Below are 14,642 nucleotides of genomic sequence, written 5' to 3'. Positions count from 1 at the left end.
ACAGAAACTTTCACGCGATCTCAGAAATCGCATGACAACCAACCACTCGCGGGGCCTGTATCGCAGAGTCAGCTATCGCGAGGCGACAGGGCTGCGCCGACACGCTGCAAGTACGTCCCTGTAAGCTCGTCGATGACATCCCTGTCATCGCACGGTCGGCTCAGCCCTGTCGCCTCGCTTCGCATAAACATTGGAGCTGCCTGAGAGGAAAATCGAAAGCGGTTCTGATCTCAGCCTCACGCCGATGCTCATTTAGCCTGCCGGCTGTCAGGATGGAGCAAGTGTTGAAAACAGGGATGTTTTCGTCAAGCCCCCAGCGATGGGTTCACGGCGTCTTGCGTAATCCTGACAGCCGGCGGGCGGCAACCCAGGACAGCCCTACCCGGGAGGCCAAAAAAAACCTGAGCCCGGAATATATCCGGGCTCAGGCCTTGGCTTGCTCTCCCAACTCATCGCGAGCTGAAGAGCAAGTAATACCTTGCCGTAGCTAGACTACTAAGTTCGAACTATCAGTAATTGAACTTAGCCGATGCCATGAGCTGCTCATATTGGTTGGAGCCAGAATCACTGATTATGCCAAAGTCCCAATAGGCGTATTCCAGACCAAGGGTAATGTTGTTAGTGGCTTGATAAAGCAGGTTTAGATGAGCTGAGGTGGAACGGTCAAAATAACGACCCAATTCTGCCGCATCTGTGTCAGTTACCATTTCCAACTGCGATAGACTCAGGTTCGAACGCCACTTGGGTGTCCAGTGTCTTTGATAAGCAACCGTTGCTCCGTAGGAAACAGCAGTAGTCAGTTCGCCGTCTTCTGTAATGACGCCACCTACGGTGGTGTCGGTATTTAACACATCAGCAAAGGTTCTCAGCCCAGCGTAGCGACCAAGGGCACCATAGCTGTACTGCAGACGCAGATTGTCCTTGCCGACGGTCGGTATACGCGCTGCGAGCGATACAGCCCCTTGCAGAGAACGGTCATCAACGGAGTCTTTCTCCAGAGTACGCGCCATACCTGAGAGGGAGAACACGCCGTAATCGTTCTTGTGCTGATAGCGAAGCACTACGTCCGGATAAGCCTGGTCGTTGCCACCGTCCTCGGGGTTTTCGATGGCAGCGGACAGACGACCGCCGGGGATATCCATGCCATAGCGCAGCAGCGGTTGACGAGTATAAATAAAGGCAGCCATCTTGCCCTGGTTAAGAATCTCGGGCAGCGCGGCCAACTCAGTGAAGGTGGTCACGTCCTGGCCCACAGTCCAGTCTGCCCATTGTGCATAAGCCAGACGGATACGCGGGTTATAGCTATTGGAAACGAACTCGTTGGCGCCGTCTTCGGACCCATGGAAGTCCATTTCGAGGTGGGTAATCAGGTCATGACCATTGACGTCCGCAGTGCGCGTGCCCAGAGCAATACGGCTCTCACGGATACTGGAGCCAAACCGCCATTCATCTGCATTATCCGAGGCTGCGAAGGTCGCGAAATTGGCAGCCTGGCCCAGCGTACGGTTGTTGGCACTGCCGTCACCACCGGAGCCGACCACTGCGTCGGCCTTGATGAAGCCGCTAACTGTCACTGTCGTGTTGCCGATCTTGATGCCTTTGCCATCGCGCACGATGTAGTCAGAGTCTGCCTTGACCGGCTCGCTGCGTGGCGCAGCACGGCTGCCTGCCAGCTGCTCACGGGCCTCGCGCGCTTCGGCACGTGCCTGAGCGGCCTCTTCCCGCGCCTGAGCAGCGTCAGCTTCGGCACGTGCGGTGCTTTGCTCAATGCGCGCTTCCAGTGCCTTGAGCTGACGACGTAGTTCCTCGATTTCTGAATTCTGTGCCATTGCCGGGGCAGCGCCCAGCAGCATGACCGGAACACTCAAGCAGGCAATAGCTTTTGCCAATGGGTTCGTGGCGAACAGCGCCTTTGTTGTTTTCATCGCAACCTCGTTGTAATTATTAATCGCGAAACCTGCCGCCAAAACTGGGCGGAGCATTTCGCAGTGCGGAACTACTCGTCAAAATTGTTCCATCAGGCAGTACATGTTTCCGCATTTAATATAGTAAATGAGACACTAATCAACAAGTATTAAAACGGGATTCGGAGATGCAATTTCATTGCTCCACATACAATGTAGCTGGTTTGCCACGCGTGACATCATAGAGTCAGTCTCCGGGTCATCCAGATAGACATAAGTCAAAGATGATATTTGGCGTTCACTCGCTGCGGAAAATAATGCATCCTTCGCGGGCTAAACAGGATGGCCAGCCGAACACGTGCGTGAAAGAGGCAAGCGGGAATGCCCGATCAGCCGACATATCATGCCGGTTGCGTGCTCAGCGCTTGAGGGTGAGCGGCCACGATTCAAAACCGCTCGCTTGGTAAAACATCGATAGGGGAATACCCGCAATGCAATTGAAAGACAGCGTTATTATCGTCACCGGTGGCGGTCAGGGTCTTGGTCGCGCAATGGCCGAATACCTGGCATCACAGGGCGCACGGCTGGCTCTGGTCGATCTCGGTCAGGAGCGCTTGGACGAAGCAGTCGCTGCTTGTAAAACCGCAGGCGGGGACGCCCGCGGATATGTCTGCAATGTCGCCAACGAAGACCAGGTCAGTGACATGGTGAATCAGGTCGCAACCGACTTTGGCACCATCAATGGCTTGATTAACAACGCGGGCATTCTGCGTGACGGTCTCCTGCTCAAGCAGAAAGACGGCGAAATTCAGAAGATGAGCCTGACTCAGTGGCAGTCGGTTATCGATGTCAACCTGACCGGCGTATTCCTGAGCACTCGCGAGGTCGCGGCCAAGATGATCGAACTTGGCAGCAAGGGTCTGATTATCAATATCTCGTCCATCTCACGGGCGGGCAATGTCGGCCAGACCAACTACTCCGCCGCCAAGGCTGGCGTGGCTGCCATGACCGTCGGCTGGGCGAAGGAACTGGCCCGGTATGGCATCCGCGTAGCAGGCATTGCTCCCGGATTCATCGAAACCGAGATGACCGGCAGCATGAAGCCGGAAGCCCTGGAAAAGATGACCGCAGGCATCCCACTCAAGCGCATGGGTCAGCCCCAGGAAATCGCCCACTCCGCGGCCTATCTGTTCGAGAATGATTACTTCACCGGTCGCATTCTTGAGCTGGACGGCGGACTGCGTCTCTAAACGTCTTCCGACCCTCAGGCCTGCACCGGGGGCTTGGTGTCACTTCATCGCGGTTCGCGATGAAGTGACACCTAAACTCCGAGCCTACCAGCTAACGCCAAATCCCACCCTGTAGCGCTTTTCGTTCAATGCCTGCTCGACGTTATCACTCTCGATGTAATCCCATTCAGTGAGTAAGCTCAGCGAGGCCCAGCTGTTCACCATGTAACGGATGCCCAGCTCGGTATCGACAATGTATTTAACGTCTCTATCGTCCGGGATTTGGGTTTCGGTATTGTGGAATAGCTCCACCCGCTTGCCGAACATGAATTTGCGGAAATCGTATTCAAGGCCCAGTGCCTGAAACTCATTCTCCTCCCCGCTGCGCTCCTTCAGGCGCAGATGGTCAAGGCGAGCCGAGGTTTCGAAGCGTGAAAGCGACGTATTCCACCACTCATAACCGGGACCGGCACCAATCTGTATCCGCCGGGCAATATCTCCGATATGGTCGCGCTCGTAATCGAGACTGGTCTGCCAGAACCATTGTTCGCCGAAGAACCAGCTCAGATCATATTCGGTCTGCAGCAGGTGACGACTCCGGATATCATCCCGATAGTCACGCTCGAAGTTAGCGGCTAGATCGTGACGCCAGTCGCCATGTCGCGCCCGGGTATTGAAGCGCAGCGCCAGGTCTTCCTCTTCCTGCGAGGCATCTTTCATATCGAAGGAAAGATCCGCGTTGCCCTCAAGCAGCCAGTCCTGAATGAACGGCTGCGGCTCCATGAGTTGGCTGATATCAGCCAATGGCATGTCGACCGGTTCCGGCAGACCGTTGAAGACCAACACGTTTCCTTCAGTATCGGAGCTTTTGATCGCCAGCGCCTGCTCGGCGTGATCCTCGGTCTTGACCAGCATTGGCGTTGTGGTTTCCATCGTGCGAATGCGACCGACCTTGACGGTTACCTCACCTGCAAATTCGGTTCTAATAACGAGACGCCCACGGTCCAGCAGCTCGATCTTTCCGGTCAAACGATCACCGTTATCCAGCCAGACAGTGTCAGCGATTGAAACCATGGGGAAACACAACAGAAAAGCAGCGGTATAGCGGCAGAATAACATCACAATAGCCTTAAAATAGGGCGTAAAAAGGCGCCATTATCCATGAATGAGAACCGATTGCCAGCGAACTCGATCAACGGAAATCCCGCTGAGGAGTTCCTCACAGCCCGTCAAAATTTCTGGCAGATACTTGCCACAGTCCCGCCTGGGCGCGTCACCAGCTATGGACGACTGGCCCAGCTTGCCGGCCTGGGTCGAGGAGCCCGTGTGGTCGCCCGCTGGCTGGCGCAACTGCCGGAAGGCAGCAGTCTGCCGTGGCACAGGGTAGTCAACAGTCGAGGCCAACTGTCACTATCGCCCGAGTCTGCGGCGGGCGCCGAGCAACGACGACGTTTGCTCGGTGAAGGCGTGCTGATCGTCAATCACAGGGTTAACATGGCACACTTTGGCTGGCCTGGGTCACCTGAACAGCCACCCGACCAATCACAGGAATTGCATGAGTAATCACCCGGCTGAGCATACCGAGCCCGCACGCGAAGGTTTGCGCGTTTACCTCAAACCACGCGTCATTGGCATGTTGTTCCTCGGCTTCTCCGCCGGCCTCCCCTTACTGCTGGTCGGTGGCACCTTCAGCGCCTGGCTGAAAGACATCGGCGTGGAGCTGGCGGCCATCGGCTTTCTGAGCTGGGTCGGCATGGCCCACTCCATCAAGGTGCTCTGGGCGCCTTTTATAGACCGCGCTGCGATCCCGTTGCTGACGGATTGGTTCGGCCGGCGCCGCGCGTGGATGCTACTGGCGCAGTGCATCATTGCCGCCGGATTGTTCGGCATGGCCATCACCGACCCGCGCGAGAACCTGCAGTTCGTTGCGCTTTGCGCGGTATTGGTCGCGTTCGGCTCGGCTACTCAGGACGTCGCCATCGATGCTTACCGCGTCGAGGCCGAAGCCAAACATCGCCAGGCAGCAATGGCGGCGACATACGTGACCGGGTATCGCGTTGCGCTGTTGATCGCCGGCGCCGGCGCCCTGCATCTGGCCAATCTGGATAGCTGGACGCTCGCCTATGGCGGAATGGCCTTACTGATGGGCGTCGGGATGATCACTACGCTGGTGATCGCCGAGCCTGATGTCGAGGTTACGCAAAGCACTTATGCACTGGAGCAACGCGTGCAGGATTACTTGGCCAGCACCGGACATCAGGGCTGGCGACGCGACCTGACAGCCTGGTTCATAGGCGCGATGGTTTGCCCTTTCGCTGAGTTTTTCCAGCGCTACGGGAAGGTCGCCTTATTGATATTGGCGTTCATCGCCACCTTTCGCATCAGCGATATATTCATGGGTGTCATGGCGAACCCGTTCTATCTGGATCTGGGGTTCAGCAAGGCGGAAATAGCCAATATTGCCGCCGCCTTCGGCCTGGGCATGACGTTACTGGGCGCAGCTCTGGGTGGCTTGCTGGTCGCTCGCTATGGCATAGCTCCGATCATGCTGTTGACTGCATTCATGGCGCCAGCGACCAATCTGACCTTTGCCTGGCTGGCATTCATCGGGCCGGAGACCTATGGGCTGGTGTTGGCGATCATCGCCGACAATATTACGGGAGGGCTGGCTGTGTCGGTATTCATCGCGTATCTGTCGAGCCTGACCAACACTGCCTATACGGCTACACAATACGCGCTGTTCAGCTCGCTGATGACACTGCCCGGGCAGTTCGCGGCAGGTTTTACCGGCTTGCTGGCGGCAAACGTCGGCTGGGTGAGCTTCTTCGTATTGACCGCATTCACAGGCGTACCGGCGATTATTTTGGCTGCATTACTGATCAGAAAAGCACACCCGGACAAGCTCCGCCGCCCCGGAATTGATTAAGACGATCTGGAATCAGATATCAACTGAGCATTCGGGGACTAAATACGAAAAAAACAAGCGGCGCCTGGACAGGCGCCGCTTAAGCGGTCGATCAGAAGTTGTAACCCAGACCTACACTGTAGAAAAACGCGCCGTCATCGTACGTGTCATCAACATCCGAAGCGCTTTCAAACAGGAACTGATACTCCACCAGGCCTGTGACGAAGGTGTTTTCGTTCAGCCAGTGTTTGTAGCCGATCTCCGGCCCGCCCATGAAGGTTTCGTCCACGCCATCACCGTAGATACCGCCGGCGCTCAGACCGATAAACGGGCGGCTGTTGCCGCTGCCGAAGTGATAGTCGTAGAACACACGAGTCGAACCGCTCCACTGCACGCTCTCGCCCTCAGTATCAAAGGCGTTCACGGTTTGGCGAACACCCCAGAGAGAGGAATCGCTCAGATACTGACCCCAGCTACCCTGAACGGACAGACCGGAGGAATCAAAATCTTTATCGCTGCTACCGGCACCACCCAAGGTGATTTCCTGATCCCCGGCCGACGGCTGGGCGAGCGCAACTGCTGGCACCATCGCAGCAAGAAGCATTGAGGTTTTGAAGAGTTTTTTCATGTCTCAGCCCTATGTTCAGTTAAGTCGAATTTCGCAGCGAAATTCACTGCGTGTACTAACTGACAAGCAGACCAGCGACCTGTTCATATTTTTTTGAGGATTGACACGTCTGGTCATCGGGTTAGCCATCACTCCTCAGGTGAAGTATGAAGAACCGGCGCTCAAGAAACGGGGGCAACGCAGGAAGCAAATTGGCAACACGGAGATTTCTAAGCAAACAAAAGCCCGGACAAGCCGGGCTTTTGTTCATCTTAGACTACAACCGGATAAGGATCAGTCTGCTGCGCCTGTAGGCGCTGCAGCAGGCGTCATGACGTGCAAAGTCCGCTGAGGGAATGGAATAGTGATGCCTTCACGTTCGAAATGTTCCTTGGCAAGCTCCTGGATGTCCCAGAACACACCCCAGTAATCGGCATTGTTCGTCCACATACGCAGCGACAGATTCACCGAACTTTCGCCCAGAGAAACCAGCCAGACCGCTGCCGCAGGGTCCTTGTGAACACGTTCGTCAGCAGCGGCCAAATCCAGCAGGATCTTCCTGGCTTTTTTCACGTCGTCGTTATAACCAATGCCCATATTCAGATCGACCCGGCGCGTCGGCTGACGGGAATAGTTGACGATATTACCGTTGGAAAGACTGCCGTTCGGTATGATGATCGTCTTGTTGTCAGCCGTTTTGAGTACGGTGTGGAAAATCTGAATGCTGTCCACGGTGCCCATGACGCCCTGGGCTTCGATGAACTCACCTGCTCGGAAGGGTCTCAGGATAATAATCAGCATGCCGCCGGCAAAGTTAGCCAGACTCCCCTGCAACGCCAGCCCCACTGCCAGACCCGCCGCACCGATCATCGCAATGAAGGATGTTGTTTCGATACCTATCATCCCGGCTACGCTGATGACCAACAGTACCTTCAAACCGATACCGACCAGCGCACCGACGAAGCCGTGTAGCGTCCGGTCGATCTTCCGTTTTTCCATCATCGCCTGAATACCGGCAGTCACCCGACCGATAATCCACCAGCCAATCAGCAGGGTTACCAGCGCGAGCAAAACCTGGCTGCCGTATTGCACGACCAGCGGTAGCCAGGCGTCCTGAAGCTCTTCGAGCTGAATAATTACATCATCCATTGAAACGGATCCTTAGGTGGGATAATCAATCGCGAAAGTTATTGAACTGCAGCGGGAGGTCCAGCGAGGTGCCCTTGAGCATAGCCATGGTTTGCTGGAGGTCATCTCGTTTCTTACCGGTGATGCGCACTTGTTCGCCCTGGATGGCAGCCTGAACCTTGATTTTCGATTCTTTCACCAACGCGACAATCTTTTTCGCCATTTCCTTATCGATACCCTCTCGCAGTACAACGTCCTGCTTGACCTGCTTGCCTGAGGCAAAGTGCGGTTTGATTTCCATGCACTTGATATCGATCTTGCGCTTGGTGAGGTTCATTTTGAGGATCTCGAGCATTTGTTCCAACTGGAACTCTGCGTCGGCGGTGATGGTAACCGTCAGATCCTTTTCGCGGAACTCGAAATCCCCTTTGCCACGCAGGTCGTAGCGGCGGTCAAGCTCTTTCATGGCGTTGTCTATAGCATTGGTGACCTCATGCTTGTCCAATTCGGACACGACATCAAAAGATGGCATTTTTACCTCGAATAAATGTGATTTTTATGACATAACGGGCCGAACAACGGATATGCTCTCATGGCATTATAACGAGACGTAGTCAGCTGCAGGGAGCACAAACACACATGCCCAATCCGCAACTCAGCATTATGGTGGTGGACGATACCAAGTTCAGCAGTGCCGTCATAGGCCACGCCCTCACCCAGGCCGGGTATGTCGATATTCGCTACGCCAATTCAGCAGTGGACGCGCTGGCAATGCATGAACAAACCCCTGCAAGCGTCATGATTGCGGATTGGCTGATGCCGCAGATGGACGGGCTGGAGCTGACTACCCGTATCCGCCAGGTTGATGAACAGACCAGCCACTACACCTATGTGATTCTGCTGACTGCGCGCGAAGGCGATAATGTTCTGGGCCAGGCCTTTGACCGCGGCGTGGACGATTTCATTAGCAAGTCCGCCATGAACGAGCAACTTCTGCCACGCATCTACGCCGCTGACCGTATCTCGCAGTTGATCAACCGTCTGCTCGAAGAAAACCGGTTGATGGCAGACAACAACGCTGAACTGGAAGCACATAACCTTATCGATCCCCAGACCGCGCTGGGTAACCGCCGCTATCTGCTGCGCCGTCTGACCGATGCCATTCGCAACGTCGATTCGCGTGGCGGGGCCTGCTGCCTGGTCATTCTTGGCGTGCAGAATCTTGAAGAGATGCACAAACAGCACGGTGAGACCGTCAAGCACGAACTGCTCAAGGGAATCGCCAGACGATTACAGCAACTGGTCCGGCCGGCGGATGTTATCGCGCGGGTAGGCGATAACACTTTTGCCGTGGTTACGCTGGTTGACGATCCAAGCGAATGCAAACCCAACAGCTTCAGACGGCTGCACGACGGGCTCAATCTCAAGGCATTCAAAACAACCGAAGGTTACCTCAGTGTACGCGCCGGTATGGCCCTGGGATCGGTTACAGCTGATCAGGCCATGCCTGAACCGGAACAGCTCTTCGAGACCGTCGAGCAGCATCTGGACGATGCTTACGCCACCAACCTGATCACGGAAGTCAGACGTACCACGCCGATCTAGGCCTCATTGATGATTCACCTGCTAGGTGCTGGAAGCCTCGGCCTGTTATGGGCCGCTCGCCTGGCCCGGGCCGACAAGCCCTGCCGCCTGATTCTGCGAGATGCCGCTGCACTGAATGCGTGGCAAACACGGCACCAGATGGTCGGGCTCACCGACGGAGCGCAGCATTACGAGCTCAAGGTACCGGCCGAGCTGGCCACGGCTGGCGAACTGATAGACCTCCTCATCGTCGCAACCAAAGCCTATTCCGCGCAGACAGCGCTGGCCAGTGTCGCTCCACGCCTCAAGCCCGGCGCACAGATCCTCATGCTGCAAAATGGACTCGGTAGCCAACAGGCCGCCCGCCAGGCCTATCCAGCACAGCGTGTTCTTTACGCAAGCGTCACCGATGGAGCCTTGATTGCCAGCCCCGCTCAGGTTGTCTGGGCCGGCAAAGGCGTTAACCGGATTGGCGATCCCGCCGGCGGGGCTGCGCCGAGCTGGCTGGTGGATCTGAACGCGGCGGCGATTGAATCGCAGTGGGAGCCTGACATCGAGCAAGTACTCTGGCAGAAGCTTGCAATCAACTGCGCAATCAACCCTTTCACAGTGCTGTACGACTGCCCCAACGGCGAGGTACCGCTCCATGCAGGCGCGCAGCTCGACCAGCTCATTCCCGAATTACAGCAGTTGCTGGCTGTCTACAGCGCACGTGTTGAGCTCGATCAGCTGGAGACTACAATTCGCCAGGTAATAAACAGCACTGCAGCCAACAGCTCATCCATGCGACAGGACGTCCATAACGGTCGACGAACCGAGATCGATTTCATCCTTGGCTACGCCGTGCGCCAGGCCCGCAAGGCCGGTCTGCAGCTGCCCACCCTTGAACGGCTCCACACCAACTTGCGCACCCGACTGATTGCGCTCGGCTTGCCGCCGGATTGATCCGGGCCTGCTGACAACCGACCCCAGGGTGTTGCCCCAACGTAAATCACGCTAGGCTGAATACTCCGACGCCGCTCGTTCGCGGGTGCAGCGCTATATCAGAGGCAATTAAACATGGGCTTTCGCCTGAGCAAACTCTATACACGAACCGGCGACGCCGGAAAAACCGGACTGGCAGATGGCCGTCGCGTGGAAAAGGATCACCCACGGATCGAGGCGATCGGCTGCGTTGATGAACTGAACAGCCAACTGGGATTGTTACTGGCAGACCTGGGAACCGAAAGACTGGTCGAGCTGCGCGACACGCTTGCACCCATCCAGCATCGTTTGTTTGATCTCGGAGGAGAGCTCGCCGTGCCCGGCTGCAATATCATTGACGCAGCCGACGTCACACGGCTTGAGGAGCTGATCGACGGATTCAACGAAACGCTCGACCCTCTGACCAACTTCATTCTGCCCGGCGGCTCCCGCGCTATAGCCCAGGCACACCAGACTCGCAGTGTCTGTCGCCGGGCCGAACGACGCAATATCACCCTGGCGGCAGAAGAAACCATCAATGAGCAGGCGCTGATCTACCTCAACCGCCTTTCAGATCTGTTGTTCGTGGTCGCCAGGATCATCGGCAAGCTTGAAACCACACCGGAAGTACTCTGGGAACCAAAGCCGAAGCCCGAGTAACCAGACGCCGCCGAGCTGCAGCACAACGTCAGCGCGTCTGATACAGACTGTCAGACGCGAAACGCGCCCAGCATGTCCTGCAGCTCCTTGACCAGACCTCCCATGCGCTTGCTGGACTCCTCGGTGCGCGTCGCTCCCTCCGCTGTGCGCTCGCCGGTTTGATTGATCTGCACAATGTTCTGATCGATATCATGGCTGACCGCAGTCTGCTCTTCTGCTGCAGCGGCAATCTGCTGGCTCTGATCGACGATCTGGGTTACCGCCCGGGCAATGTTATCCAGCGCCGCCTGCACTTGCAGCGAAGCATCCACAGCTGTAGCAGTCTTGCTATGGCTGGCATCCATCGCGCTGACGGCTGCCGAGACGCCATTCTGCAAGCGACCGATCATCTGCTCGATCTCTTCAGTCGACTGGTGTGTACGCTGCGCCAGAGTGCGCACCTCATCGGCGACAACGGCGAACCCGCGGCCTTGCTCGCCGGCACGTGCCGCTTCAATAGCCGCATTCAATGCCAGCAGGTTGGTCTGTTCGGCGACACCCTTGATCACATCCAGGACGCGGCTGATGGAAACGCTGTCTTCAGCCAGGCGATTGATGACCGCAACCGATTTCTCGATTTCCCCGGCCAGACTCTCGATTCCGTCCACGGAGCTTTCCACCAGGCGACGGCCGCTGAGTGTTTCGGTATTCACCTGTTCGGCATTCACCACCGCAGAGGCCGCACTGCGCGCTACTTCCTGCGAGGTCGCAGCCATCTCGTTCATTGCGGTAGCCACCTGCTCTATCTGGCTACGCTGGTCCATCGCCGCCTGGCTGCTCTGAGCCGAAATGGTCTCAACCTGTTGCGACTGTTCTTGCACCAGACCGGAGGTGGCGCTGACCCGCTGGATCAGCTCGCGGATCCGCGCGATCGTTTCATTGAAGTCCCGGGTCAGCGCGCCCAGCTCGTCGCGACTGCCTACCGCCGTGCTGACTGTCATATCGCCGCCAGCCACGCGGGTCATCAGCTCAGACAGGCGTCCGATAGTCTGTCGGGTGGAGATGTAAAAGCCCGCATACAGGTAGGTGATGACGACGAACAAAGCGAGCATGGTGCCGATCAGCAGCAACATCGTCCGCCAGTTACTGCCAAGACGTTGATCGAGCTTGTCATGCAATACGCTGACTATGGCGTCACCCAGCGCGTAGGTGTGGTTGATCTCGCCGCTGACTTCGTCGAAGTACGCATTCCAGTCGCCCGAGAGATCGCTGGCGAAAATGATTTTATCTTCGAACAGCAAGACGCTATCGCCAATACTCGCTACGCTGGCCTCGACGTTCATTCCAAGCTCGGTAACTATCTGCTGGTCGATCATCCCGAGAGCCTGTTTGTAATCGGTGGTGAGCCGGTCGATGTCGTCGAGCAGGCTGTCCATGGCGCGGCTGCCATCAGAATTCAGATATCCCTGGCCCAACGCGACCGCCCCCAGCCTGCGCCCTTCAGCAAGGGTGCCGGTAATGTCAGGTACCTCATCCACCAACACAGACGTCATGTGACGAACCGCCGGATCGAAGTCCTGCGACAAGCCTGCATAGCCAGCGATCATGGAAAGAAGCGAACGCGCATTACCGTACGCCTGAGACGACATGTCAGCGCGATTGCGTGACGAGGCGTCCGCGATGCGCCCATAGAGATCGACCAGTTTATCGCGGGCGCTGATCAGGTCTGCAGCGAGCGGGTCAGCGTTATCAATCTGTAGCCCCTCCAGCCCCTCTATAATCCTGCTACGAAGCACTTGAGTGCGCTGATCCAGCGCCTGCGCCTGATCGCCCGGACCAAACTGGAAATGCACCTCATCCAGATCGTGCAGTATTTCGGCATTCTGCACGACCACCACCATCTCACGCATGAGGCCAATTGAATCGAGCCCGCGCTCCGTCAATTGCACGCGCTCATATTGCTGCAACCCCAGGAAACCGACCATAACGCCGAGGGGAACAAAACACAGAAGACTGATCAGGCAGAACTTCATGCCGTAGCGGAGTCTGTTCATAAGCGCTATGGCAGGAGCCAAGAGGGTATTCACAGTGATGTCTCCCTGGGGCAAATGATGGTGGGGTCAGGCAAACCCTGAATTAACCCCTACTATCGGCCTTGCGCCGGGAGTCTTTAGCCCATCAGGGAGATAAAGGCGATGACCACCGCCCACACCAGTACTGCACGCAGCAGGAAGGTACGCATCACATCCAGAGGCTGAGCGACCGGTACGGCGGAACTCTCAGTCAAGGCGGCGGCGGTAAACCACTGAGCCAGCTGTACCGTCTGCGGCTCCCATTGCAGCACGACCCGGCGGAGCACAGCCAGAGTCGCATCGAAATGCCCTACCAGCGCAAAGCTGAGCCCCATCAGACGCACCGGCAGCCACTCGAGCGCGTGGGCCAGGGCTCCGGCAAACGCGTTACCGCCAGCATCGCTGCGCTGACTGGCAAGCCATGCCAGGCGATACCCCACCGCTACGATCGGCCCCAGGAGCACATACCAGAACGCCGGAACGAAATAACCATGACAGGCCTCCGCTGCCATGCGGCCGCGCAGGCCCTGTAGCAGCACTGCTGCGTCATCCCCCACCACGCCGAAGTCGCGCTCCGCCAGCACGCTGGCCGCCTCCTGATCGCCACGCTGCCAGGCCTCGCCTACGGCGCTGGTCATGGTGCCAAGCGGATCGGAGCGGCCCACGCATAGGAGCACCAGCAAGGTATGGATGATCAGCGTCAGCACGCCGTAGGCTACGCCCGTGGCCAGCCACAGAACCACTGCCAGCAGTGGTAGCGGCAACAACAGCATTATCAGGAACAACCAGCTCGAACGCCCGCGGGTGACGCGGCCCACCCAGTCTGACCAATAGCCCAGGACGTCAATCGGAAAGCCGCCGCGCCAAGGGGTAAACCGTAGAATAACGGCCACCAGTAGCAAAACCAGAAAATTCATGCAGAGCTCCGTTGATCAGGCGAGGCGAGATGCGGCATATCGGCATGACCGGTCACCGCGCGCAGATAACCTTGCCAGTCAAATGCAGGCCCAGGGTCGGTCTTGCGCCCGGGTGCGATGAATTCGTGGCCAGTGATGCGATGGGGAGTGATCGCCGGATAGGCTTCCTGCAAGGCGCGAGTCAGATCAATCAGCGTAGCGTACTGTGCCGGGGTATAGGGGGTGGTGTCGGCACCCTCCAGCTCCACGCCTATGGAATAGTCGTTGCAATCTGCCCGGCCGCCAAAGCGAGACGCACCCGCATGCCAGGCACGGTCCAGGCAGGATACAAACTGGAATAAGGATCCGTCCCGCTCAATGAGAAAATGCGCTGAAACGCGCATGGAGGCAATCAGGGCAAAATAGGGATGCTGGTCGGGATCCAGCTGGCCGGCAAAGAACGGTTGCACAAAACCGCCACCAAACTGGCCCGGCGGGAGGCTGATGTTGTGGATGACCAGTAGCGAGATATTCTCCCCCGCCGGCCTTGCATTGCAATGCGGGGACGGGCAGGCACGCGCGTCCGTCAGCCAACCATCCTGCGCAACTCTGAGCATGCTATCCCACCGGCAAAAAAAGCCATGCTAGCAGGCATGCGGCTCAAAGCACTAGGGTCTGTTGTCGTTTCATCGCGGCTCGCAATGAAACGGCAACA

At 57.2% G+C, this 14,642-nt stretch carries 14 protein-coding genes and 1 pseudogene; 6 read left to right on the top strand and 9 right to left on the bottom strand.

Annotated features, from left to right (window positions below):
- Positions 1-509: 509 nt before the first annotated feature.
- The gene (locus HG264_RS18105; protein WP_218573019.1) at positions 510-1,925 is read right to left on the bottom strand and encodes a DcaP family trimeric outer membrane transporter; all 1,416 of its coding nucleotides are present in this window, start codon (positions 1,923-1,925) and stop codon (positions 510-512) included.
- Positions 1,926-2,395: 470 nt separating this feature from the next.
- On the opposite strand from HG264_RS18105, the gene HG264_RS18100 reads away from it, so the two are divergent.
- The gene (locus HG264_RS18100; RefSeq protein ID WP_169408906.1) at positions 2,396-3,154 is read left to right on the top strand and encodes an SDR family oxidoreductase; all 759 of its coding nucleotides are present in this window, start codon (positions 2,396-2,398) and stop codon (positions 3,152-3,154) included.
- A gap of 84 nt (positions 3,155-3,238) precedes the next feature.
- On the opposite strand, the gene HG264_RS18095 is transcribed toward HG264_RS18100, so the two are convergent.
- On the bottom strand, positions 3,239-4,207 hold the full coding sequence (locus HG264_RS18095; RefSeq protein WP_169408905.1) for a DUF481 domain-containing protein: 969 nt from the start codon (positions 4,205-4,207) through the stop codon (positions 3,239-3,241).
- Between the two features lie 87 nt (positions 4,208-4,294).
- Between HG264_RS18095 and HG264_RS18090 the strand changes: the two genes are divergently transcribed.
- Both HG264_RS18090 and HG264_RS18085 read left to right on the top strand, forming a co-directional pair.
- Positions 4,295-4,696, top strand: coding sequence for an MGMT family protein (locus tag HG264_RS18090; protein ID WP_169408904.1), 402 nt, complete (start codon positions 4,295-4,297; stop codon positions 4,694-4,696).
- Positions 4,689-6,059 carry an MFS transporter gene (locus tag HG264_RS18085; RefSeq protein ID WP_169408903.1) on the top strand — a complete coding sequence of 457 codons (1,371 nt, stop codon included), beginning with the start codon at positions 4,689-4,691 and terminating at the stop codon, positions 6,057-6,059. Before HG264_RS18090 ends, HG264_RS18085 begins: the two co-directional genes overlap by 8 nt.
- A 91-nt stretch (positions 6,060-6,150) precedes the next feature.
- Here HG264_RS18085 and HG264_RS18080 read toward each other — a convergent pair whose 3' ends face one another.
- From HG264_RS18080 to HG264_RS18070, 3 genes are all read right to left on the bottom strand, one after another.
- Positions 6,151-6,666 (bottom strand): hypothetical protein, encoded by a 516-nt coding sequence (locus tag HG264_RS18080; RefSeq protein ID WP_169408902.1) that lies wholly within the window; start codon positions 6,664-6,666, stop codon positions 6,151-6,153.
- A 273-nt stretch (positions 6,667-6,939) separates the two neighbouring features.
- The gene (locus HG264_RS18075; protein WP_169408901.1) at positions 6,940-7,794 is read right to left on the bottom strand and encodes a mechanosensitive ion channel family protein; all 855 of its coding nucleotides are present in this window, start codon (positions 7,792-7,794) and stop codon (positions 6,940-6,942) included.
- Positions 7,795-7,819: 25 nt separating this feature from the next.
- Positions 7,820-8,305, bottom strand: coding sequence for a YajQ family cyclic di-GMP-binding protein (locus HG264_RS18070; RefSeq protein ID WP_169408900.1), 486 nt, complete (start codon positions 8,303-8,305; stop codon positions 7,820-7,822).
- Between the two features lie 107 nt (positions 8,306-8,412).
- On the opposite strand from HG264_RS18070, the gene HG264_RS18065 reads away from it, so the two are divergent.
- The 3 genes from HG264_RS18065 (at position 8,413) to HG264_RS18055 (ending at position 10,980) form a co-directional block, all read left to right on the top strand.
- Positions 8,413-9,378 carry a response regulator gene (locus HG264_RS18065; RefSeq protein WP_169408899.1) on the top strand — a complete coding sequence of 322 codons (966 nt, stop codon included), beginning with the start codon at positions 8,413-8,415 and terminating at the stop codon, positions 9,376-9,378.
- Positions 9,379-9,387: 9 nt separating this feature from the next.
- Positions 9,388-10,302 (top strand): 2-dehydropantoate 2-reductase, encoded by a 915-nt coding sequence (locus HG264_RS18060; protein ID WP_256663721.1) that lies wholly within the window; start codon positions 9,388-9,390, stop codon positions 10,300-10,302.
- A 114-nt stretch (positions 10,303-10,416) separates the two neighbouring features.
- Positions 10,417-10,980: a cob(I)yrinic acid a,c-diamide adenosyltransferase gene (locus HG264_RS18055; protein WP_169408897.1), complete on the top strand. Its 564-nt coding sequence runs from the start codon at positions 10,417-10,419 to the stop codon at positions 10,978-10,980.
- A gap of 50 nt (positions 10,981-11,030) precedes the next feature.
- Here the strand turns inward: HG264_RS18055 and HG264_RS18880 are convergent, their stop codons facing one another.
- The 4 genes and pseudogenes from HG264_RS18880 to ampD form a co-directional block, all read right to left on the bottom strand.
- Entirely contained in the window at positions 11,031-11,735 is a 705-nt protein-coding gene (locus tag HG264_RS18880) for a methyl-accepting chemotaxis protein (protein WP_372240248.1), read from the bottom strand.
- A gap of 150 nt (positions 11,736-11,885) precedes the next feature.
- Positions 11,886-12,071 (bottom strand): annotated as a pseudogene (locus tag HG264_RS18875) (HAMP domain-containing protein); the annotation flags it as partial.
- 1,058 nt (positions 12,072-13,129) lie between these two features.
- Complete coding sequence (gene ampE, locus HG264_RS18045; RefSeq protein WP_169408895.1) at positions 13,130-13,948, bottom strand: regulatory signaling modulator protein AmpE; 819 nt, start codon at positions 13,946-13,948, stop codon at positions 13,130-13,132.
- Complete coding sequence (gene ampD / locus HG264_RS18040; RefSeq protein ID WP_169408894.1) at positions 13,945-14,544, bottom strand: 1,6-anhydro-N-acetylmuramyl-L-alanine amidase AmpD; 600 nt, start codon at positions 14,542-14,544, stop codon at positions 13,945-13,947. Before ampD ends, ampE begins: the two co-directional genes overlap by 4 nt.
- Positions 14,545-14,642: the final 98 nt, after the last annotated feature.

It is taken from the genome of Pseudomonas sp. gcc21 (genome assembly GCF_012844345.1).
GTDB lineage: Bacteria > Pseudomonadota > Gammaproteobacteria > Pseudomonadales > Pseudomonadaceae > Halopseudomonas.
Note: the sequence above shows the minus strand (reverse complement) of the source record. Positions and strands in the feature narration are given on the sequence as shown.

What these genes read in the sequence shown, in the direction of transcription:
- HG264_RS18080 (WP_169408902.1), bottom strand. Translation starts at nt 6,666, where the DNA reads ATGAAAAAACTCTTCAAAACCTCAATGCTTCTTGCTGCGATGGTGCCA.
- HG264_RS18060 (WP_256663721.1), top strand. Translation starts at nt 9,388, where the DNA reads ATGATTCACCTGCTAGGTGCTGGAAGCCTCGGCCTGTTATGGGCCGCT.
- HG264_RS18055 (WP_169408897.1), top strand. Translation starts at nt 10,417, where the DNA reads ATGGGCTTTCGCCTGAGCAAACTCTATACACGAACCGGCGACGCCGGA.
- HG264_RS18880 (WP_372240248.1), bottom strand. Translation starts at nt 11,735, where the DNA reads ATGGCTGCGACCTCGCAGGAAGTAGCGCGCAGTGCGGCCTCTGCGGTG.
- ampE (WP_169408895.1), bottom strand. Translation starts at nt 13,948, where the DNA reads ATGAATTTTCTGGTTTTGCTACTGGTGGCCGTTATTCTACGGTTTACC.
- ampD (WP_169408894.1), bottom strand. Translation starts at nt 14,544, where the DNA reads ATGCTCAGAGTTGCGCAGGATGGTTGGCTGACGGACGCGCGTGCCTGC.
- HG264_RS18085 (WP_169408903.1), top strand. Translation starts at nt 4,689, where the DNA reads ATGAGTAATCACCCGGCTGAGCATACCGAGCCCGCACGCGAAGGTTTG.
- HG264_RS18095 (WP_169408905.1), bottom strand. Translation starts at nt 4,207, where the DNA reads ATGGTTTCAATCGCTGACACTGTCTGGCTGGATAACGGTGATCGTTTG.
- HG264_RS18105 (WP_218573019.1), bottom strand. Translation starts at nt 1,925, where the DNA reads ATGAAAACAACAAAGGCGCTGTTCGCCACGAACCCATTGGCAAAAGCT.
- HG264_RS18090 (WP_169408904.1), top strand. Translation starts at nt 4,295, where the DNA reads ATGAATGAGAACCGATTGCCAGCGAACTCGATCAACGGAAATCCCGCT.
- HG264_RS18100 (WP_169408906.1), top strand. Translation starts at nt 2,396, where the DNA reads ATGCAATTGAAAGACAGCGTTATTATCGTCACCGGTGGCGGTCAGGGT.
- HG264_RS18070 (WP_169408900.1), bottom strand. Translation starts at nt 8,305, where the DNA reads ATGCCATCTTTTGATGTCGTGTCCGAATTGGACAAGCATGAGGTCACC.
- HG264_RS18065 (WP_169408899.1), top strand. Translation starts at nt 8,413, where the DNA reads ATGCCCAATCCGCAACTCAGCATTATGGTGGTGGACGATACCAAGTTC.
- HG264_RS18075 (WP_169408901.1), bottom strand. Translation starts at nt 7,794, where the DNA reads ATGGATGATGTAATTATTCAGCTCGAAGAGCTTCAGGACGCCTGGCTA.